The sequence below is a fragment of the Pseudoxanthomonas indica genome, from assembly GCF_900167565.1.
Lineage (GTDB): Bacteria > Pseudomonadota > Gammaproteobacteria > Xanthomonadales > Xanthomonadaceae > Pseudoxanthomonas_A > Pseudoxanthomonas_A indica.
The window spans coordinates 1,598,463-1,620,062 of sequence record NZ_FUZV01000001.1 but is presented as its reverse complement, the minus strand read 5'-3'; the positions used below and the strand labels follow the sequence as shown (position 1 = coordinate 1,620,062).

Sequence of the window (21,600 nt, the reverse complement as noted above, 5' to 3'; positions counted from 1 at the left end):
CTCAGCGCATTTCCAGCTTCAGCGCCTTGGCGATGTCTTCCCACGACACATACTTGTAGTTCTGGTTCTCCACCGGCATGACGTTGCGGCCGTCCTGCGCCACCATCGCGCCGTGTTCGAAGCCCGGGCCCAGGTTGCGGCTGGTCACTTCCAGGCCGTCGGTCTCGGAGATGCCGTCGATGCCGCGCACCGGATCGGCGACCACCGCGAACGAGCCCACGTACTCATGCTCGCCTTCCAGGCGGAACACCGCATAGGTGTCGTTGCCCTGGCTGGAGACCACGATGTAGCCGCGGCCATTGCCCAGGTGGTAGATGCCCAGGCCTTCCAGATCGTCCTTCACCGCTGGCAGATTGGCCACCCGCGCAATCGCGGTCTTGGCATCGCCGCCATCGGGTTCGGCCGAGAGCTTCCACATCGCCACGTCTTCTTCGTTGACGTAGAGCGCGCCGGTTTCATCGTCGGCCACGCAGCCTTCGGTCTGCGAGTCGAACGTCATGTCGCGCACCAGCTCGGCGCGCACCTTGCCGGCCGGGGTGGCGTTGAGCCGCCACTGGCGCTTGCGGGTGTCATCGCCGTTGATGAAGACGTAGGTGTCGCCGTTCTTCGCGCTGCGGTACATGCACAGGCCGTAGGGGTCGCCCAGGCCGGTGGGCTGCACGCCGTCGGCCACGTTGATCAACTTGCGCTGCTCGGTGTCCAGGCGATAGATGGCGATGCTCTTGTCGGTGCGGTTGCTGGCGGTGACCAGCACCACCTTCTGCCCGCCCAGCTCATAGCCTTCGCGCAGGTCGACGTTGTTCATCTTGCCGTCCGCCAGGAACTGCACCACCTGGCCCTGCATGTCATACAGATACAGACCGGCCTTCTTGTCGGTGGCAATCACCAGGCTCTTGCCCGGATCGGTCGGGTGGGCCCAGATCGCCGGGTCATCGGCGGCATCGCCGTAGCTGCCGGCAAAGCGGGTTTCCACCCGCGCGCTGACGGCCACGACTTTGCTCGCCGGTGCAGCGGTGGCGGCCGGTGCGGTGCCGGGATCGCGGCCGATCGCCTTGCCGATGTCGGCCAGCGACACCAGCTTGGTGTTGGCATCGGCTTCGTCGTTGACCAGCAACACGCCCTTGGGGAACTTCGCACCCACGGCCTGGCTGCTGGCGTTGAGCAGGCCGGGTTCTTCAATCAGCTTGTCGCTGGAACCCGGCGCGGACACCTGGAACGAACCCAGGTAGGCGCCGTCATCAGAACGGTCATAGACATTGATGCGACCGGCATTGGCATCGGAGGCAAACAGCCACTGCGCGTCCTTGCCGCCGTCATGCACGGCCAGGCCGGCCACTTCTTCCTTGATATGGCCCAGGCGCGGCGCGTCGATCAAGGTGGCGGAGACATCGGCTTCGGCATCGGCGTTGAAGCGCCAGATGCCCACGGCTTCTTCCGAGGCGTAGACATGGCCATGGCTGTCGGTCACGCATTGCTTGAGCGGCGAAGGCAGGCTGATGCGGCGCACCGGGCGCGCATCCAGCTTGTCGCCCTGGGCGAAGATGATCTGCTGATCCACTTCGCCACCGTCGCCGACGATGAAGGCGTGCAACGAGCTGTCCAGCGGATTGCGGAACAGGCAGATGCCTTCGGCGGCGAAACCCAGCGGTAACTGACGCGCGCCGACTTCGGTCAGCGTGCCGCCGTTCTGGGTGAACAGCCGCAGGAAATTGCCGGTGGTGTCGATCGCCGCCACCACGTTGACCCGCTTGTTGCCCAGCGGCTGATCCGCGGCAATCGCCAGCGAAGCCACTTCACCGGCCGGGGTGCTGCGCAGACGCTTGCCCGACAGATCGTAGATTTCCAGTCCGCCCAGGGCGGCCGTGGCGATCAGCGTGCTCTTGTCCGGCTTGGCGGCATCGCGCGCCAGGATCGCATCGTTGGTCTGCCCGCTGGCGGTGGCCTGGGTCTGCCCCAGCGCCGTCACCACCGGTGCTGCCTTGGCCGCGTCCTGCGCCTGCGCCATGTTGCTGCTCAAGGCCAGGACCACCGCTGCGGCCACACCCGAAAATTGCCAGTTCCTCATCTTTTTCCTCCCCTACCTTTAAAGATTGGACCCGCTACTGCACGGCGGGCCGGCTGGTAGCCGCACCTTACCCGGGCGGGTTTCGATTTTGCAAGAGAAATTCCAAAAGTGTTGCAAAATGGAATTTTTGTTCGTAACCTCCGTCCTGCAGCCTCGGACCAGGCAGCATTGCCTGGGCGTGGGCTTAGTCCTCGGGAGGGACCAAGACAATGCGGAAGATCCACCGTAATGCGCTGACAGTAATCATCTTGAGCAACCTGGCGGCGATGGCCGCGGCACCTGCCTACGCGCAGGACGCCGCTGCACAGAGCACGCCGCAACAGCAGGGGAGCGACGTCACCCAGCTGGAAACCGTGGAAGTGACCGGCCGCCGCGCCGCCGATCGCGCCGCGATAGATGACAAACGCTATGCCGATGCACAGGTTGACGCGATCCGTTCGGACGATGTCGGCCGCCTGCCGGATCAGAACGTGGCCGAGGCCGTGCGCCGGCTGCCGGGCGTCACCACCGTCAACGACCAGGGCGAAGGCCGCTACCTGACCGTGCGCGGCGTGTCGCCGGACCTGCTCAACGTGACCCTCAATGGCCAGACCGCGCCCGCGCCGGAACCGGACGGCCGCCAGGTCAAGCTCGATGACATCCCCTCGGCGCTGATTGGTGCGGTGACGGTGTCCAAGACGCTGACCGCCGACATGGATGCCAACGCCATCGCCGGCCAGGTCAACATCGAGACGCTGAGCGCCTTCGATCGCGAGGGCACCTTCGGTACGTTCCGCGGCGCCTACGGCTACAACGATTTGAACAGCGAGAACCCGTACGAGTTCGACGGCTCGTTCGGTGGCCGCTTCGGCGCCGACAAGCAGTTCGGTGCGGTGTTCGCGCTGAACTACTCCAACCGCAAGATCGGCACCCAGAACATCCAGAACACCGGTGACTGGATTGAAGTGGACGGCCAGACCGTGCCGGAAGGCCTGGACCTGCGCCAGTACAACACCGATCGCACGCGCAGCGGCGCGGTCGCCAACTTCGACTGGCGCCCGAACGACGACACCAAGGTGTTCCTGCGCTTCGTGTACTCCAAGTACGAAGACTCCGAGACCCGTGATCGCTTCGCCATCGAGATGGACGAGGACGGCATCAGCCCCACCAGCGCCACCGCCGGCACCTTCGTCGATGGCGAGGGCATCCGCGCCCTGCGTACCCGCGCCGAGAACACCAGCACCTTCACCACCAGCACCGGTGCCGAGTTCAAGTTCGCCAACGATGCCAAGTTGAATGCCGAGCTGACCTACTCGCGCGCCAACAAGCGCGACCCGCACCGCGACGAATGGGGTTTCACCCAGGGCGACATCAGCGGCAGCTATGGCCTGGGCGGCGACGAGTTCTCGGTCGTCCCCAATGGTCCGGAAGCCTACGACGCCAGCCTGTACGAGCCGGATTTCTGGGAGCCCGAGTCGCGCAAGGCGGTCGAGGATCTCTACCAGGCACGCGTGGACTACACCCTGCCGATCGAGCTGGGTGACGGTTCGGACCTGCAGTTTGGCGTGAAGTACCTGCATCGCAAGAAGACCAATGATCAGAACGGCGAAGCCTGGGAATACGACGATGGCCCGCTGCTGCTCTCCGATGTGCAGGGCAAACCGCTGGGTAGCGTATTCGGCGGACGTTACAGATTTGGTCCCACGATCGACGGTCCTTCGGCCAATGCCTACTTCAACAGCCACACCGGCGAGTTCGAAGAGGACGAAGAGGGCACCCTGGCCACCACCCTGGCTGCCGATTACCGCATCACCGAGAAGATCACCGCCGCCTACGCCATGGGCCGCCTGCGCTTTGGCGACTTCACCCTGATTCCGGGTGTGCGCGTGGAGCGGACCGAGGGTGACTACGCGGCGATTGCCTTCGACGTGGAGACCACCGGCATCGACCAGAGCTACAACACCTTCGGCAAGCGCAGCTACACCGACTGGTTCCCGGGCCTGACCGTGCGTTACGACGTTGGCGACAACCTGGTGTTCCGCGGTGCGGCCACCCGCGCCATCGGCCGCCCGAACTACGAGTCGCTGGCGCCGTTCGTGCAGATTGAAGGCGCCAGCGAAGGCGAGCCCGAAGTGTCGATGGGCAACCCCAACCTGAAGCCGCTGTACTCCAACAACTTCGATCTGTCGGTGGAGTACTACGTCGGCAACCGTGGCGTGCTCTCGGCGGCGGCGTTCTACAAGGACATCAAGAACCCGATCTACGAGACCACCCGCACCGGCCAGGACGGCGTGTTCGGCGGCCAGACCCTGACCGATGCCGAAGTCGGCACCTGGACCAACGCCGAGAAGGCCACGGTCAGCGGTATCGAGTTCAACGCCCAGTACGAACTGAGCATGCTGCCGGCGCCGTTCGATGGCCTCAGCGTCGGCGCGAACATGACCTTCGTGGATTCCGAGGCCGAAGGCCTGCCGGGCCGCGATGACAAGGTGCCGCTGCTCAACCAGTCCGACCGCGTGGCCTCGGCGCAGATTTCGTACGAGAAGTACGGCTTCGCCGCCCGCATCGCCTACACCTATCGTTCGCCGCAGTTGAACGAGGTCAACGAGGAAGTGGCCTCGGGCGATGTCTACCTGGACAAGCTGGACTCCTGGGATGCGCGCGTGAGCTACGACTTCAGCCCGGGCTTCACCGTGTTCCTGGAAGGCAGCAACCTCAATGACGCCGCCATGCGCACCTACGTGGGTTACCGCAATCGCCTCGGCGAGAAGGAAATCTACGGCTGGACCGCGCGCATGGGTTTGAGTTTCAAGTTCTGATACCCCCCCACGTTCTGTTGCTCCAAGGCAAATGCTCTCTGCGTTGAGTGCGTAGTAACTTGCGGCGGTCCCTGCGGGCCGCCGCTCTTTTTTGGAGGAAGGCAATGAATCAATCCGACACCTTGTCGCGCGGCCCGCGCCATCATGGATATGTCGCCGCCGCTCTGGCTCTGCTGCTGACGGCCTGCACGCACAGTGGCTCGCCGGCACCGGCAGACGCCGCGTCCGCCGCCGATGCCGCTGCCAGCGCATCAACGGTTGCGGCCGACGCACCGCTCAAGCTCGAACGCGTGGTGATGCTGATGCGCCACGGCGTGCGCCCGCCGACCAAGGCCAAGGTGACGCCCGAAGGCATGGCCGATCAGCCGTGGCCGACATGGTCGGTGGATTTCGGCGAGCTGACCCAGCACGGCTACGACGCGGTCAAGTTGGTGGGGCAGTGGGACCATGCCAACTGGGTCAAGCGCGGCCTGCTGCCGGCGCAGGGTTGTCCGACTGCGGGCGAGATTGAGGTCGCAGCAAGTTCCAAGTCGCGCACCCAGGCCACCGCGCGCGCGCTGGTCGAAGGCATGTGGGCCGACTGCAAGGTGGCGGTGACCTATCCGGCCACGCCGGACGCCGACGTGGAATTCCACCCCATCGATGCCGGCGCCATGCCGATGGATGCTGACGAGGCCTATCGCGCCGTGCAGGCGCTGGCGCCGCCAGGCGGCATGGAGCAGGAAGTAAAGAACCGAGCCGCCCTGTTCGCCCTGCTCAACAAGGCGCTGGGCTGCTGCGCGCCGAAGTTCTGCGAGAGCCAGGGCAAGCCCAAGGGCTGCGACATGTCGCAGATGGCGCCGGGCATCGTCCGCAATGAAGACGATCGACCCGACGTGGGCGATCCCTTTGGCCTGGCCTCCACCGTCAGCCAGACCTTCCTGCTCGAATACCTGGAAGGCATGCCGATGAAAGACGTGGCTTGGGGCCGCCTCAGCCGCGAAGAGATCGAGACCCTGCTGGAGTTCCACTCCATCAAGTTCTACTACGAAGGCCGCGCCCCCTACGTAGCCGCGCGCGCCGCCTCACCGCTGGCCTCGCGCATGCTCGGCGCGATGGAGAAGGGCCCCAAGCTGACCGTGCTGGTGGGGCATGACACCAACATCGCGGATCTGGGGGGCTTCCTGGATCTGCACTGGACCGTGCCGGGATATCCGCGCGACGACCCGCCGCCGGGTGGCGCGATTGGTTTCGAAGTGTTGGCCGATGCGGAGGGCAAGCGATTCGTGCGTGCGTTCTACCGCTCGCAGAACATGCCGCAGGTGCGCGAGCTGCAGGTGCTGAGTGATGCCAACCCGGCTTCGTATACCTACCTGGAGATTCCGGGATGTGCGGAGAAGTGCACGTTGGAGGAGTTCGGCACGTTGGTGCGGGGGAAGTTGGTGGCGCCGATCAAGCCGATTGCGGAGTGAGGAGTCGGCGAGCGTGATACCCAGAAGCCCGGCGAAAGCCGGGCTTCTTGCTGTGTTGCTTCGTAAAGCTATCAACTACATTGGGCTGACAACGTCCGTGCCCTTTGATCTGAGCCCTGATTAATACTGTTATCAGTCCTCTCGTCGAAACCTCTGATGAAGCCACAGGAACGCCAAGGCACAGATCACGGGTGCGAAGACAACAAGAGTGGTCGTCACCCGATAGTCTTCATTCTTCAAGAAAACCAACAAGGGAAGGGCCGTGCTTAGAACTGATGCAATCAAGGGCAGCCTTGAACTTTTGAACGAAGCACTACGCACCAGAGTTCTAAAATAGACAATCCATTGAAATGCCACTCCGAGTGAGGTTAGCAGCAAAGCTGCCATCGAGGGGAGGAGGTCTTCAGGGCTAAGGAACGCGCCTTTGTCCAGGGACTTTACGAATTCTCGAACAAAGATGAATCCAACGAACAAGGTCCACATCGTTGCGGGAATCAGTAAAAGACCCGCAAGGTGAAGCATGACTTTATTCTTCATGGGTATGATGCCTCAGTTAGGTCGGCATGCCAGCCGCCACGATGTCTGTTTCTTCTGCTGCCAAGCGCTTCGTTCAAGACCACGAACGTGGTCTTCTGACCCACGGACCCGATCGTATTGCTCGTCTTCTACCCAGCCTCATCGGCGTCGTTACATGCCGGTCTCGCCAATACAGTTGTGAGTGGATGCAAATATAGTGAAGCAACTTGTAGCAGGATCCCTAGGTCGGGTCGTACGCCGTCCGCAAAGAACCGCATGAAAGCTATCTCGCAGATAGCCAGATCCCTCACCTGTCCTACTTACTGACAAGCTGATCCCGTGGCATGTCAATCAAATGCTTGCGGAAGTTCAGCACGGTGCCGGACGTTGCATTGGTCACCACAAAGGCGATCGGTATCGCCGGCTCGGCGTCCAGCACCACCTTGGCTTCAAATCCGCGATCACGCAGGAACTGCGCCGCATCCTTGGCACTGGCCACCGGATCATCCGACACCAGCCCGATGCTGGCCGAGGCGTGGCCCAGCTTCTGAAGCACCTCAGGCGGGGAGTAGTTGATGATGGTGCCGTCCCACATGATCGAGCGCAGGATGCCGGTGCTGTTGGCTTCAAAACGTTCCTTGACTCCATGGCGGGCCAACAGCGCCACCATCGCCTCTTTGGCTTCGGGCGAAGGGGTCGTGAATATGCGGGATCCCCGATCGGGGAAGGGGAGCGGGTTTCGCCCCGAGGCAAGCAGGTAGGTCCACGTTGCAAGACAGGCAACGACCACGCACACGAGCACGACCAACCATTTGGGCACGTACATGCTTCTCTCCCTTGGAGTGCGAGATACCGATTGTTGAAGTATTCCGCTCGAATCGGATGGGCCAAAGTCGCGTTAGATGCAACGCCTCGTGGGGACATAGATGTAGCCGTCCACTGGACTCCCAAAAACAGTTTGATCTTGTCCTGACTGGAATAGCGCGCCAACGTACATGCACACAATGGAGTCAAGAACGTCCTCATTGTGCTTCAGCTGGTCACCTCGCAACGCACTGATTCGCTCTGTATCTAGATAGCGGCAAAGCGCGTCAGGCACGCGTAAGCGCAAGATGACCGAATTTTCGAGTGAACGGACTAGATTACAAAGTGCGATCTGGCCAGATCGCTTCTGAAGCACAGTCCCCTTCTTGTACGCCAACCTTTCCGGCAGCCCGAATATCTCGATTAACGCGGGATGCGGGTAGCACTCAAGCTGCCATTTCTGATCCGACGATGCAAGGTGTCGAAATCCAGCCTCTGCCAGATGCAATGACAGCTGTGTTCCAGCTGCATCCGGAAATCGACCTAGATTTGACGTGTGACACGAAGCCTTTCTTGCACCGTAGGTCACACCAATCTTCCTTTCACATTCCCGTTGGCCTGCTTCATTTCTGATGATTAGCGGTCCATCAATGGCGACGCCGTGCAGGTCCGCGATGCCATCGAGCGCCTCGATAACGGTTCGAGTCCCATAGAGACCTTCGACCACCGACGTGAGCTCGACAATGCCTGGCCGAAATCTTCCGACAGCAACAGCCGTTGGATTTCGCGTGCCCATCCAAGCAAGATCTACACCAGCAATGATGTGCATCAATGGCCTCGTTCTGGCCTCGCCGCGAATCGGCGTGGCCCGTTCTGAATATTAGGCCGCAATGCCCGCTGCCGCATCGAAAAGGTGAAGGTAGCCAGACTTGCTCTCTTGCCATCACTGTCCGCCACGCCTCTGCTCGTTCTCCACAGCCTTGCTCACGATGTGGCTGTACAGCTGCACGATGCGCACGCCGATCTCGTGATACTCGGGATTGCGGACGACGTAATGCTGGCTGTCCTGCGCATCCGTCATCGAGGCTTTCAGGAAGGCGATGTCGTCATCCGTCAGTGGCTCACCCTGGTCGACACGATCCTTGATCGCAAGCAAGCGCGGAAGCCGGAAGCGGAGCAACCGGTCCATCAAGGTCTGCAGGACAGCGTCGTCGTGTTCGTCGGACATCTGGCCGCTCCGTCACACGCCTTTGAGCAACGGGTCACCTTACGAGCGGCAGGCACACTTTGATATTGCCCCTTGGTCCACTGCTTCGGGACCAGATCGAGTTGTCGCCTGATTACCTGAACGCCGGAACCCTGAGTCTGATGCTGCGACTGGAGCCGTTCGAGCAGCGTGATTGTCATGGTAGTGCCCAACGCCTGAGGCGACACGAGCCGCATGGCGGTGTCGACAGCGTCAGTCCGCTCACCTACTCCTTGAACGAGTCGCGCCAGCGCGGGAATACGTAGCGATAGGCCACAGACCACTTCTTTCCGTCGATTTCCACCGCACCTTTTTCCTTTTGGGTTGCGAGTAAGGCAACCAAGGCGCCTTCTTCTGTGCCGGGCAGGTATATCGAATAGTCGTCGCGACGCTTTCGGGTAGTCGGATCACTTAAGCCAGGCCAGCGAGTCGGCCACTGGATGGACGCATCGGGTGCGTGGCTGTAATCCCAGATCATCACTTCGATCTGCTCGGGAATCCACTGGGTGGCAGCCGCCACATGAAATTCGGATAGATACTGATGCAAGCCCTTGATGTTGTCGGGGAGTGCGTCGGCTCCCTCTCCACCACCGGGCAGGTCTTCTTCGGACCGGGCTGGGGTTCCAAGGCCGTAGACGGACGTAACCAAGGTGTGCCCGTCAACTTCCACAAAGAATTTCGATTGAGGCTGATCGGTCCAACCCGGTCGCACATTGATTTCCTTCGGAACCGGCTCTGCGACGTAGCTGAGGAGTTTTGCCTTGACGCTGGCCAGCTCCGTCGGGGTCAAGCGAGCCGACATGTGCGTGAACTTGTCCTTGGAAGTTTGCTCAAGGTAGATCACGAGGCCATCGTCGTAGAGCGCAAACCAGGGTGTGTCAGAACCGATCACCATCAACCACGGATCGGTGGTGAGCAGCACCGCGATGGGACGTGGCCCAGCAGGCGCCGATGTCGCTTCGCTGGCCGAACTGCCGAACGACGTAATCAGAATGACGAACGCGAAGACGATGCGGAGCATATGGGTCAGGCGCTTGAGGTTCGCCGGATCATCGCATGGCAGGTGGGTTTACTAGCTTCGGGGCTGAAGCCCCTCCTACAACGGCACGCCATCGATTGCACGGGTCGAATGGCGACCCTGTAGGAGGGGCTTCAGCCCCGAAGCTAGCGAATACGGAACCACCGGATACCACGAACCAGTCGCTCCCATCGCCTCGCGCCAACCTCAGAGCTTCACCGCCTTCCCCACCACCACCGACTCCGCCGCCGCTTCAGCCAGCGCCAGCGCCGCCACACCATCGGCATACCCCACCGACGGCTTGCCGCCTTCCAGAATGTCGACGAAATGATCCATCTCGCGCCGATACGCTTCGGCGTAGCGATCCAGGAAGAAATTCTGGAACTTGTCCGCCGCCGCGCCGTTCTCGCCCCACACCTGCACCGTGGACTCGGTGACGTTGTCGGCACGCACCATGCCGGCCGAGGCATAGGCCTCGATGCGCTGGTCGTAGCCGAAGCCGGAGCGGCGGCTGTTGGCGATCACACACAGGCGGCCTGATGCCGTGCGCAGCAGCGTGCGCGCGGTGTCGACGTCGCCGAGCTTGCCGATTTCCGGATCCACCAGGCAGCTGCCGGCGGCGAAGACTTCCACCACTTCCTCACCCAGCAGCCAACGTGCCATGTCGAAGTCGTGGATGGCCATGTCCTTGAACAGGCCGCCGGAGACGGCGACATAGGACGGTGGCGGCGGGCTGGGATCGTTGGACGTGATTTGCAGGCTTTCCAGCGTGCCGACCACGCCGCTGTCCAGCCGCTGCTTGAGCGCCTGGAAGTTGGGATCGAAGCGACGGTTGAAGGCGAGCAGCAGGCGGGCATCCGACAATTGGCCGGCTGCCGACTTCGCACGCGCCAGATCCTGATCAATCGGCTTCTCGCAGAAAATCGCCTTGCCCGCCGCCGCGGCGCGCAGGCTGTAGTCCAGGTGGGTGTCGGTGGAGCTGGCGATGATCACGCCATCGATGCTGTCATCGGACAGCGCCTGGTCCAGGCTGATCACGCTGCTGTTCCATTCCTGCGCCAGCGACTGCGCCGAGGCTTCCATGGGGTCGACGATGCCGGCCAGGTGCAGGCCCGGGTGCAGGGCCGCGTTGCGGGCGTGGATGCGGCCGATGCGGCCGGCGCCAATCAAGGCAATCTTGTGCATGGAGTTCTCTCAGAGACGGACGGGCGCGCCGGTGCGCACCGATTCCTGGCAGGCTTCGGCAAGCACCAGCGCCGCCACGCCGTCGGCATAGCCGGCCTGCGCGGTGGCCCGGCCATGCAGCACCTGGGCGAAGTGATCGAGCTGGCCGGCGTAAGCGGCGCGATAACGCTCGGCGAAATTGGGATGGATCGGCGCAGCGTCCACGCCTTGCTCGTTCAAGGTCACCACGGTGTTGGCGTGCACGTTGGCGGCGGTGAGCATGCCCTTGGAGCCGTAGGCTTCGATGCGCTGGTCGTAGCCGTAGCCACTGCGGCGGGTATTGGAGATAACGCAGAGCTTGCCGGTCGGCGTCTTCAACAACGTGCGCGCGGTATCGACGTCGCCGAGCCGGCCGATTTCCGGGTCCACCAGGCAGCTGGCGCTGGAAAAGACTTCGCTGGGCTCCTCGCCGAGCAGCCAGCGCGCCAGATCCAGATCGTGGATGGTGAAATCCTTGAACAGCCCGCCGCTGGTGGGAATGAAGCCCGGGGGCGGCGCGGCGGGATCATGGTTGACCAGCTGCAGCGATTCCAGGTTGCCGGCCTCGCCCGCTTCCAGCCGGCGCTTGAGCGCCTGGAAATGCGGATCGAAGCGGCGGTTGAAACCGAGGAGGAAGCGCGCGCCGGCAAATTCCGGCTCGGCCTTGCGCACCTTGTCCAGGTCCAGATCAATCGGCTTTTCGCAGAACACCGCCTTGCCCGCGCGCACCGCAGCCAGCGCGTGGCCCAGATGCTGGTCGGTGGAGCTGCAGATCAGCACGCCACCAATGCCGGGGTCGGCCAGGGCGCTGTCCAGTTCCGCCACCTGCGCACCCCAGCGCGAGGCCATGGCGGCCGCCGCGTCCGGGCGCGGGTCCACCACGTACTTCAGCCGCAGGCCGGGGTGGTTGGCGGCATTGGGTCCATGGACCTGGCCCATCCGACCGGCACCGATCAGGGCTACATCGATTCGCTCCACAATAGGCTCCGCGCCAGGGATAGGTGACAAATAGAATATTTGTTCCTTTTCCAATTGCAATAGAATTCTTCCGCACTACACTGGAATCCCCACCGGGCCCTTCGGACCCGCACCCACAAGGAGTGGCCGCATGGCCCCATCGAGCACCCCGGCCACCGCAGAGGAACTGCGCGCGGCGATCCTTGAACAGTACGAATCCTTGAGCAAACGGCTCAAGCAGATTGCCCGCTATGTACTGGACGAGCCGAGCGCGGTGGCGCTGGAAACGGTGGCGGTGCTGGCCGACCGCACCGGCGTGCAGCCTTCGGCGATCGTGCGCTTTGCCAAGCATTTCGGCTTTGACGGCGCCAGCCAGATGCAGCGGTTGTTTGTCGACGGCCTGCTCGGCAGCGCGCCGCAGGGTTATGGCGAACGCGTGCGCGAGTTCACCCAGGCGGTGGACAGCAAGGCGGTCGGCGACCCCGGCCAGGTGCTGGCCGAATTCGTCGAAGGCAACGTGCTGGCGCTGGAAAACCTGGGGAAAATCGTCGGCCGCGACGAGCTGGCGCGTGCGGTCAAGCTGATCACCCAGGCCGATACCGTGTATGTGGCCGGCTTCCGGCGCAGCTTTCCGGTGGCGGCGTATCTGGCCTATTCGTTGCACCAGGCCGACAAGAAAACCGTGTTCATCGACAGCGTCGGCGGCATGGCCTTGCAGCAGGTGCACTCGATCGGCCCACGCGATCTGCTGGTTGCGGTCAGCTACCACCCGTATGCGGAAGAAACCGTGCATCTGGTCGATGTGGCAGTAGCACAGGGCTGCAAGGTGCTGTCGATCAGCGACAGCCTGGTCAGCCCGGTATCCAAGCCGGCCACCCAGGTGCTGCAGGTGCGCGAGGCGGAAATCCGCAAATTCCGCTCGCTGTCGGCCTCGATGTGCCTGGCGCAGGCGCTGGTCATTTCCTACGCATTCGCCGCCACCGGCGGCGGCAAGCCGGCCAAGCCGGCCAAGCCGGGCAAGGCGCCTGCGACCCGGCGCACGAAAAAATGAAATAAATATTGCCTTCATTCCAAAATTGGAATATATGTTACAAACAGCGAGGGCGATGGGCGTCCGACACGGCTGAGGAAACGGCCTTCATGGCGGAGCAGCAACTGGATCTGATCACGATTGGCCGCTCCTGCATCGACCTCTACGGCGAGCAGATAGGCGGACGTCTGGAAGACATGGGTTCGTTTGCCAAGTACATCGGCGGCAGCCCCACCAATACCGCGGTGGGCGCGGCCCGGCTGGGCCTGCGCAGCGGCGTGCTGACCCGGGTGGGTGCGGATCACTTCGGCCGTTTCATCCGCGAGCAGCTGGCGCGCGAGCAGGTCGACACCCGCGGCGTGCTGGACGATCCCGAACGCCTGACCGCGCTGGTGTTCCTGGGCATCCGCGACCCGGACACCTTCCCGCTGATTTTCTATCGCGAGAACTGCGCCGACATGGCGCTGCAGGCCAGCGATGTCGACGCCGGGTTTGTCGGCGCGGCCGGCGCGGTGCTGATCAACGGCACCCATCTCTCGCGTGACAACGTCTTCGAAGCCTCGGTGCGCGCCTGCGAAATCGCCCGCGCCCACGGCGGCAAGGTCGTCTTCGACATCGACTACCGGCCAGTGCTGTGGGGCCTGACCGCCAAGGACATGGGCGAGAACCGCTTCGTGGCCAGCGACGCGGTCACCGCGCGCCTGCAACGCGTGCTGCCACTGTGCGATCTGATTGTGGGCACCGAGGAAGAAGTGCATATCCTCGGCGGCAGCACCGACACCATCACCGCCTTGCGCGCCATCCGCGCGCAGTCCGATGCGCTGCTGGTGTGCAAGCGCGGTCCGCTGGGATGCGTGGCGTTTCCGGATGCCATTCCGGATCGCCTGGATCAGGGCGTGGTCGGGCAGGGCTTCTCGGTCGACGTATTCAACGTGCTGGGCGCGGGCGACGCCTTCATGGCCGGTTTCCTGCGCGGCTGGTTGCGCAATGAGCCGCTGGCCACGTCCTGCAGTTACGCCAATGCCTGTGGCGCAATCGTGGTCTCGCGCCATGGCTGCTCGCCGGCCATGCCGACCTGGGAGGAACTGCAGCAATTCCTGGCCAGCAAGAATCCGCCATTCCGCCTGCGCGATGACGCCGCGCTGGAACAGACCCACTGGGCGACCACGCGTACCGGCGACTGGCCGCGCCTGACCGTGCTGGCCATGGATCACCGCAGCCAGTTCGAAGCGCTGTGCGAGAAGACCGGCGCTGATCCCGCGCGCATTCCCGCCTTCAAGGCGCTGGCGTTGAAGGCAGTGGATCGCCTGGCCCAGGGCGACACCGGCTTCGGTGTATTGCTGGATGGCCGCTTCGGCATGCGCGGGCTGGAAGCCGCTGCCGACTATCCGTACTGGATCGGCCGGCCGATTGAACTGCCGGGCTCCTGCCCGCTGGAATTCGAAAGCAGCGCCGACGTCGCCACCGAACTGGCAAGCTGGCCGCGCAACCATGTGGTCAAGTGCCTGGCGTTCTATCATCCAGACGATGCCGCCGACTTGCGCGAACGCCAGGAACGCCAGCTGCTGCGCCTGCAGGACGCCGCGCGCAAGACCGGCCATGAGCTGCTGGCCGAAATCATTGCCTCGCGCAATGGCGAGGTCGACGACATGACCGCCTCGCGCGCCATCCAGCGCCTCTACGATCTGGGCATGAAGCCGGACTGGTGGAAGCTGGAACCCAGCGACAGCGTGCAGGCCTGGCGCAATATCGAAGCCACCATCGAACGCAACGACCCGCATTGCCGCGGTGTGGTGCTGCTGGGCCTGTCGGCGCCGGAAGACGAGCTGATTTCTTCGTTCCAGGCGGCAGCGGCGGTGCCGGTGGTCAAGGGCTTCGCGGTGGGCCGTACCATCTTTGCCGACGCTGCCGAGCGCTGGTTGAGCGGCGCCATTGATGACGACGCCGCGATAGACGATCTCGCGCGACGTTTCCGCGTGCTGGTCGATGCCTGGCACGCCGCCAAGATCACCCACGGAGCCACCGCCTGACATGAGCACCGTCCGTCTCACCGCCGCCCAGGCCACCGTGCGTTGGCTCGCCGCGCAAAAGGTGATCGTGGACGGCGCCACCGTGCCGTACTTCGCCGGCGCCTGGGCGATCTTCGGTCACGGCAACGTGGCCGGCATCGGCGAGGCGCTGCATGGCGCACGCGAGCAGTTGCCCACCTTCCGAGCGCACAACGAGCAGGGCATGGCGCATGCCGCCGTTGCCTACGCCAAGCAGATGCGACGGCAGCGGGCGATGGTCTGCACCACCTCCATCGGCCCGGGCGCGACCAACATGGTCACCGCCGCCGCCGTGGCCCACGTCAATCGCCTGCCGGTGTTGTTCCTGCCGGGCGATGTGTATGCCAACCGCCGGCCGGATCCGGTGCTGCAGCAGATTGAAGCCTTTGCCGATGGCACGGTTTCGGCCAATGATTGCTTCCGCCCGGTGTCGCGTTACTTCGATCGCATCCAGCGCCCGGAGCAGATTCTCGATGCGCTGCCCAAGGCGATGGCGGTGTTGCGCGATCCGGCGCAATGCGGCCCGGCCACGCTGGCGTTCTGCCAGGACGTGCAGGCCGAAGCCCATGACTACCCCGTGGAATTCTTCGAACCGCGCGTGTGGCTGCAACGCCGCAATCCGGCCGACAGCAATGAGCTGGCCGCGCTGGTGGCTGCGATCCGCAGCGCCAAGCGGCCGCTGCTGGTTTCCGGCGGCGGTGTGCTCTACAGCCAGGCCGAGCAGGCGCTGACTGCGTTGGCCGAAGCCACCGGCATGCCGGTGGCCGAGACCCAGGCCGGCAAGGGCGCGCTGGCCTGGAATCATCCGCGCAACCTCGGTTCGATTGGCGTCACCGGTTCGTCGGCCGCCAATGCTGCGGCAAGCGAAGCGGATCTGGTGATTGGCGTCGGCACGCGCCTGCAGGATTTCACCACCGGCTCGCGCAGCCTGTTCCCGGACGCGAAGCTGTTCCAGATCAACGTGCAGCCTTTCGATGCGCACAAGCATTCGGCGCAGGCCGTGGTCGGCGACGCGCGCGAAGTGCTCACCGCCCTGCGCGAGCATCTGCACGACTGGGCCGTGGCCGAGTCGGTGTTGCGCCAGGATCGCGACGCCATCGTGCAGTGGCAACAGCAGGTCGATGCCGCCACTGCCGGCGGCTCGGAACAGGTACTGCCCAGTGACGCGCAGGTCATCGGCGCGGTGCAGGCCAGCGTGGACGACAACGCCGTGGTCGTCTGCGCGGCGGGCGGCCTGCCCGGCGAACTGCACAAGCTGTGGCGCTCCAGCCATCCCGGCGGCTATCACCTGGAGTACGGCTACTCCTGCATGGGCTACGAGATTGCCGGCGGCCTGGGCGTGAAGATGGCCAATCCCGATCGCGAAGTGGTGGTGATGGTCGGCGACGGCAGTTATCTGATGATGAACTCCGAACTGGCCAGTGCGGTCATGCTCGGCCAGAAGCTGATCGTGGTGCTGCTGGACAACCGCGGCTTTGGTTGCATCAACCGCCTGCAACAGGCCACCGGCAGCCCCGGCTTCAACAACCTGCTTGCCGACAGCCGCCACGCGCAGCTGCCGGACATCGACTTCGCCGCACACGCGCGCAGCCTGGGTGCCTACGCCGAGCACGTATCTACTTTGGGTGAACTGCGAGCCTCGCTCGCCCGCGCGTGTGCGGCGAACCACACCAGCGTCATCGTCATCGACACCGACCCGCTCAAGACCACCGAAGCCGGTGGCTGGTGGTGGGACGTGGCGGTGCCGGAAGTATCCGAACGTCCTGAAGTCAACGCCGCGCGCCAGGCCTACGAGGCCGGCGTGCGCATGAAGCGAGATCTGTCATGAGCATCCGATTTGGTGTCAGCCCGATTGCGTGGGCCAACGACGACATGCCCGAACTGGGCGGCGATACCCCGCTGGCCGACATCCTGCGCGACATCCAGGAGCTGGGCTTCGAAGGCGTGGAACTGGGCGGCAAATTCCCGCGCGATGCCGCCACCCTGAAGGCGCTGCTGGCGCAGTACAAACTCGATCTGATCGGCGGCTGGTACAGCGGTTCGTTGCTGGCGCAGGATGGCGAGGCGGAAATCGCCGCGCTGCAACCGCACCTTGCATTGTTGAAGGCGCTGGGCAGCACGGTGTTCGTGTTCGCCGAAACCAGCAACGCCGTGCACGGCGATCGCGGCACCGCGCTGACCGGCACGCCGCGCCTGCCAGCGCTGGAGTGGAAGACCTTCGGCCAGCGCCTGACCCAGGTGGCTGACTACATCCAGGCGCAGGACCTCAAGTTCGCTTACCACCATCATCTGGGCACGGTGGTCGAGCGCGCTGAAGATCTGCAGGAATTCCTGCGCCACACCGGTCCTGCGGTGGGCCTGACCCTGGACACCGGCCATGCCGCACTCGGCGGCATCGATGCGCTGGAAGTGATCCGCCATCACCCCGAACGCGTGGCCCACGTGCATTGCAAGGACGTGCGCTGGGAAACCTTCGCCACCGCGCGCACCGGCGGCGCCAGCTTCCTCGACGGCGTGCTGGCCGGCATGTTCACCGTGCCCGGCGACGGCGGCCTGGATTACGCCGAGATCATGCGCGCGCTGGCACGCATCAACTACTCCGGCTGGATCGTGATCGAAGCCGAACAGGATCCCGGCAAGGCCGATCCGCGCACCTATGCCGATCTGGGCTTGAAGACGCTGCGCGCAGAAGCCGCGCGGGCAGGTCTGCAATGACTTCGCCGCTGCTCGTGCGTCCGCATGCACCGGCTGCCGACGGCACGGTGCTGGAAGTGACCCCCGCCAGCGCCGGCTGGTCGCATGTGGGCTTCGCGGTGGTGCGACTGGCGGCAGGCGAGACCTACAGCGGCGGCGCCGCCGATCGCGAAACCTGCCTGGTGCTGGTGGCCGGCACCGCCGACGTGCAGGCCGGCGATGCGCTGTTCGCCGCCATCGGCGGGCGCGCCACCCCGTTCGAAGATCGCGCACCGGGCGCGGTCTACGTGCCGGCCGGCAGCGATTACACAGTCAAGGCGCTGGATGCGGTGGAACTGGCGGTATGTTCTGCGCCCGCAGCGTCACAAGGCCAGCCGCGCGTCATCGATTCGGCGCACATGTCGCGCGAAGTGCGTGGCAGCGGCACCAACACCCGCCACGTGCGCAACATCCTGCCGGAGACCGAACCGGCGCAGAGCCTGCTGGTGGTGGAAGTGATCACCCCCGGCGGCCACTGGTCCAGCTACCCGCCGCACAAGCACGACACCGCCACCCCGGGCGAAGAGACCCTGCTCGAGGAAACCTACTACCACCGCCTGCAACCGCCGCAGGGCTTCGCCATCCAGCGCGTCTACACCGACGATCGCTCGCTGGACGAAACCATTTCGGTGGAAGACGGCAATGTGGTGATGGTGCCGCGCGGCTACCACCCGGTCGGCGCGCCGCATGGTTACGACCTGTACTACCTCAACGTGATGGCCGGTCCGCACCGCCATTGGGTGTTCCGCAACGATCCTGCGCACGACTGGATCGTGCGCAAGGTCTGATCAACGAAAGGAAAGCTTCCCCGCATGCGCAGCATCGAACATTTCATCGGCGGCCAACGCGTCGCCGGTCGCTCCGGTCGCCACGGCGACGTCTTCGATCCCAACAGCGGCCAGGTGCAGGCGCGCGTCGCGCTGGCCAATGCCGACGAACTGGAAGCGGCCGTGCAGAACGCCGCCGCCGCCCAGGTGGGCTGGGCCCGGACCAATCCGCAGCGCCGCGCGCGGGTGATGTTCGAGTTCAAGCATTTGCTGGAAAAACACATGGACGAGCTGGCGGCGCTGCTGTCCAGCGAACATGGCAAGGTGCTGGCCGATGCGCGTGGTGACATCCAGCGCGGCCTGGAAGTGATCGAGTTCGCCTGCGGCATCCCGCACCTGCTCAAGGGCGAGTACACCCAGGGCGCCGGCCCGGGCATCGATGTCTACTCCGCGCGCCAGCCGCTGGGCGTGGTGGCGGGCATCACCCCGTTCAATTTCCCGGCGATGATTCCGATGTGGATGTTCGGCCCGGCGATTGCCTCTGGCAACGCCTTCATCCTCAAGCCGTCCGAACGCGATCCTTCGGTGCCGGTGCGCCTGGCCGAACTGATGATCGAAGCCGGCCTGCCGGCCGGCGTGCTCAACGTGCTGCACGGTGACAAGGACACGGTGGATGGCCTGATCACCCATCCGGCCATCAAGGCGATCAGCTTTGTCGGCTCGTCCGACATCGCCCAGTCCGTGTATGCGCTGGGCAGCTTCCACGGCAAGCGCGTGCAGGCCATGGGCGGCGCCAAGAACCACGGCATCGTGCTGCCGGATGCGGATCTGGATCAGACCGTGGCCGATCTGCTGGGCGCGGCCTATGGTTCGGCCGGCGAGCGCTGCATGGCGCTGCCGGTGGTGGTGCCGGTCGGCGAGGAAACCGCCGAAGCCCTGCGCGCCAAGCTGGTGGAGAAGATCGCCGAACTGCGCGTGGGCGTGTCCACCGATCCGCAGGCGCACTACGGTCCGCTGATCAATGCCGCGCACAAGGCCAAGGTGGAAGCGTATATCCAGACCGGCGTCGACGAGGGCGCCGAGCTGGTGATCGATGGCCGCGGCTTCAGCTTGCCCGGGCACGAGGGTGGCCACTTCCTCAAGCCGTGCCTGTTCGATCACGTCACCGCCAGCATGACCACCTACAAGGAAGAGATCTTCGGCCCGGTGCTGCAGATCGTGCGTGCGCGCAGCTTCGAGGAAGCCATCGCCTTGCCCAGCCGCCACCAGTACGGCAATGGCGTGGCCATCTTCACCCGCAACGGCGATGCCGCGCGCGAGTTCGCCGAGCAGGTGGAAGTGGGCATGGTCGGCATCAACGTGCCGATTCCGGTGCCGGTGGCCTACCACAGCTTCGGCGGCTGGAAGCGTTCGGGCTTCGGCGATCTGAATCAGTACGGCCTGGACGGCGTGCGCTTCTTCACCCGCACCAAAACCGTCACACAGCGCTGGCCCAAGGGTGGCGTGGTGTCCGATCAGAGCTTCGTGATTCCGACCATGCGTTGACCACCGGAGCCACGGGGCCGCCACACATTCCTGGGAGGAGGGAAGCGTGAGGGGACTACTGAGCTTTTTCGCGACCGGCGCCGATCGTGCGCCGATCACGGATGCAAACCAGATCGACAGCCTGTATCGCCGCCATCGCCTGCGGGTGATGCTGGCCATCACCCTGGGCTACGGCCTGATCTACACCTGTCGCCTCGCGCTGGGCGTGGTCAAGAAGCCGCTGATCGATGCCGGCGTATTCTCGCCCAGCGAGCTGGGCACCATTGGCTCGGCGCTGTTCTACACCTACGCGGTGGGCAAGCTGACCAACGGCTTCCTGGCCGATCACGCCAACATGAAGCGGTTCCTGGCGGTGGCCTTCCTGCTCACCGCGCTGTGCAACCTGGCGATGGGCTTTGCCACCTCGCTGTGGATGGCGGTGCTGATCTGGGGTTTGAACGGTTGGTTCCAGAGCTTCGGCGCGCCCGGTGGCGTGGTGGCGATGACCAGCTGGTTCTCCAATCGCGAACGCGGCCGCGCCTATGGCGTGTGGAGCACCGCGCATTCGATTGGCGAAGGGTTGACCTTCCTGGTGGTGGGCGTGGCGGTGAGCGCGCTGGGCTGGCGCTGGGGTTTCTGGGGGCCGGGCATCATCGGACTGGTCACCGCACTGGGCTGCTACCTGTTGATCCAGGATCGTCCGCGCACGCTGGGCCTGCCCGAGGTCAACGACTGGAAGGGTGATCGCTACGAGCAGAGCAACAAGCCCGGCATGAAGTCGGTGCTGGCGCTGCAGTTGTCGATCCTCAAGATTCCGGCGATCTGGGTGCTGTGCCTGGCCAGCGCCACCACCTACGTCACCCGCTACGCGATCAACTCCTGGGGCATCCTGTACCTGCAGGAGGCACGCGGGTTCTCGTTGCCGGCCGCTGGATCGTTGTTGATGGTCAGCACGCTGGCCGGCATTGCCGGTGCGGTGGCGTTCGGCTTCATCTCCGACAAGTTCTTCCACGCGCGCCGTCCCCCGGTGAACCTGCTGTTTGGTCTGCTGGAGCTGGCCGGCCTGCTGCTGTTCTTCTACGGCCCCAACACCATGCCGGTGCTGGTGGCGTCGATGCTGATGTTCGGCATGGGCCTGACCGGCCTGGTCACCTCGTTGGGGGGACTGTTCGCGGTCGACATCGCACCCAAGCGCGTGGCCGGCGCCACCATGGGCGTGATCGGCATCTTCAGCTACATCGGTGCGGCGCTGCAGGAACACGTGTCCGGTGCATTGATTGAGCGCGGCATGACGATGGTGGGCGATGTGCGCCACTACGACTTCGGCCCGGTGATCTGGTTCTGGATCGGCTCCTCGGTGCTGTCGATGTTGTTGGCCGCCAGCCTGTGGAATACCCGCCTGCGCGATTGACCCTGTAACGAACAAACGCCGACGATGGC

17 protein-coding genes are annotated in these 21,600 nt (G+C 64.3%); 9 read left to right on the top strand and 8 right to left on the bottom strand.

What is annotated here, in order from left to right; genetic code table 11:
• Position 1 precedes the first annotated feature (1 nt).
• Positions 2-2,065, bottom strand: coding sequence for a phytase (locus tag B5X78_RS07665; protein WP_079723828.1), 2,064 nt, complete (start codon positions 2,063-2,065; stop codon positions 2-4).
• Positions 2,066-2,274: 209 nt separating this feature from the next.
• On the opposite strand from B5X78_RS07665, the gene B5X78_RS07660 reads away from it, so the two are divergent.
• Together B5X78_RS07660 and B5X78_RS07655 are read left to right on the top strand one after the other, a co-directional pair.
• Complete coding sequence (locus B5X78_RS07660) at positions 2,275-4,863, top strand: TonB-dependent receptor (RefSeq protein ID WP_079723827.1); 2,589 nt, start codon at positions 2,275-2,277, stop codon at positions 4,861-4,863.
• A gap of 104 nt (positions 4,864-4,967) precedes the next feature.
• Positions 4,968-6,314 (top strand): histidine-type phosphatase, encoded by a 1,347-nt coding sequence (locus tag B5X78_RS07655; protein ID WP_079723826.1) that lies wholly within the window; start codon positions 4,968-4,970, stop codon positions 6,312-6,314.
• Between the two features lie 132 nt (positions 6,315-6,446).
• Here the strand turns inward: B5X78_RS07655 and B5X78_RS07650 are convergent, their stop codons facing one another.
• The 7 genes from B5X78_RS07650 to iolG (B5X78_RS07620) all read right to left on the bottom strand — a co-directional run bounded on the left by B5X78_RS07650 (position 6,447) and on the right by iolG (B5X78_RS07620) (position 12,079).
• Positions 6,447-6,851, bottom strand: a complete 405-nt coding sequence (locus B5X78_RS07650) for a hypothetical protein (RefSeq protein WP_079723825.1) — start codon at positions 6,849-6,851, stop codon at positions 6,447-6,449.
• Positions 6,852-7,146: 295 nt separating this feature from the next.
• On the bottom strand, positions 7,147-7,656 hold the full coding sequence (locus tag B5X78_RS07645; RefSeq protein ID WP_139381449.1) for a hypothetical protein: 510 nt from the start codon (positions 7,654-7,656) through the stop codon (positions 7,147-7,149).
• A 72-nt stretch (positions 7,657-7,728) separates the two neighbouring features.
• Entirely contained in the window at positions 7,729-8,463 is a 735-nt protein-coding gene (locus B5X78_RS07640; RefSeq protein WP_079723823.1) for a DUF429 domain-containing protein, read from the bottom strand.
• Between the two features lie 114 nt (positions 8,464-8,577).
• Positions 8,578-8,862: a hypothetical protein gene (locus B5X78_RS07635; protein WP_079723822.1), complete on the bottom strand. Its 285-nt coding sequence runs from the start codon at positions 8,860-8,862 to the stop codon at positions 8,578-8,580.
• A gap of 244 nt (positions 8,863-9,106) precedes the next feature.
• Entirely contained in the window at positions 9,107-9,901 is a 795-nt protein-coding gene (locus B5X78_RS07630) for a hypothetical protein (RefSeq protein ID WP_079723821.1), read from the bottom strand.
• Positions 9,902-10,105: 204 nt separating this feature from the next.
• Entirely contained in the window at positions 10,106-11,083 is a 978-nt protein-coding gene (iolG, locus tag B5X78_RS07625; RefSeq protein WP_079723820.1) for an inositol 2-dehydrogenase, read from the bottom strand.
• Positions 11,084-11,092: 9 nt separating this feature from the next.
• Complete coding sequence (gene iolG, locus B5X78_RS07620; RefSeq protein ID WP_217698649.1) at positions 11,093-12,079, bottom strand: inositol 2-dehydrogenase; 987 nt, start codon at positions 12,077-12,079, stop codon at positions 11,093-11,095.
• Between the two features lie 130 nt (positions 12,080-12,209).
• Between iolG (B5X78_RS07620) and B5X78_RS07615 the strand changes: the two genes are divergently transcribed.
• From B5X78_RS07615 to B5X78_RS07585, 7 genes are all read left to right on the top strand, one after another.
• A complete protein-coding gene (locus tag B5X78_RS07615) occupies positions 12,210-13,109 on the top strand; it encodes a MurR/RpiR family transcriptional regulator (protein ID WP_079723818.1) in 900 nt (299 codons plus the stop codon).
• A gap of 89 nt (positions 13,110-13,198) precedes the next feature.
• Positions 13,199-15,118, top strand: coding sequence for a bifunctional 5-dehydro-2-deoxygluconokinase/5-dehydro-2-deoxyphosphogluconate aldolase (locus B5X78_RS07610; RefSeq protein ID WP_079723817.1), 1,920 nt, complete (start codon positions 13,199-13,201; stop codon positions 15,116-15,118).
• Position 15,119: 1 nt separating this feature from the next.
• Positions 15,120-16,964: a 3D-(3,5/4)-trihydroxycyclohexane-1,2-dione acylhydrolase (decyclizing) gene (gene iolD, locus B5X78_RS07605; protein WP_079723816.1), complete on the top strand. Its 1,845-nt coding sequence runs from the start codon at positions 15,120-15,122 to the stop codon at positions 16,962-16,964.
• A complete protein-coding gene (iolE, locus tag B5X78_RS07600; RefSeq protein ID WP_079723815.1) occupies positions 16,961-17,851 on the top strand; it encodes a myo-inosose-2 dehydratase in 891 nt (296 codons plus the stop codon). The genes iolD and iolE overlap by 4 nt, the downstream gene beginning before the upstream one ends.
• Entirely contained in the window at positions 17,848-18,657 is an 810-nt protein-coding gene (gene iolB, locus B5X78_RS07595) for a 5-deoxy-glucuronate isomerase (protein ID WP_079723814.1), read from the top strand. Before iolE ends, iolB begins: the two co-directional genes overlap by 4 nt.
• 24 nt (positions 18,658-18,681) lie before the next feature.
• Positions 18,682-20,181 (top strand): CoA-acylating methylmalonate-semialdehyde dehydrogenase, encoded by a 1,500-nt coding sequence (locus B5X78_RS07590; protein WP_079723813.1) that lies wholly within the window; start codon positions 18,682-18,684, stop codon positions 20,179-20,181.
• A 46-nt stretch (positions 20,182-20,227) separates the two neighbouring features.
• Positions 20,228-21,571 carry an MFS transporter gene (locus B5X78_RS07585; protein WP_079723812.1) on the top strand — a complete coding sequence of 448 codons (1,344 nt, stop codon included), beginning with the start codon at positions 20,228-20,230 and terminating at the stop codon, positions 21,569-21,571.
• Positions 21,572-21,600 lie beyond the last annotated feature (29 nt).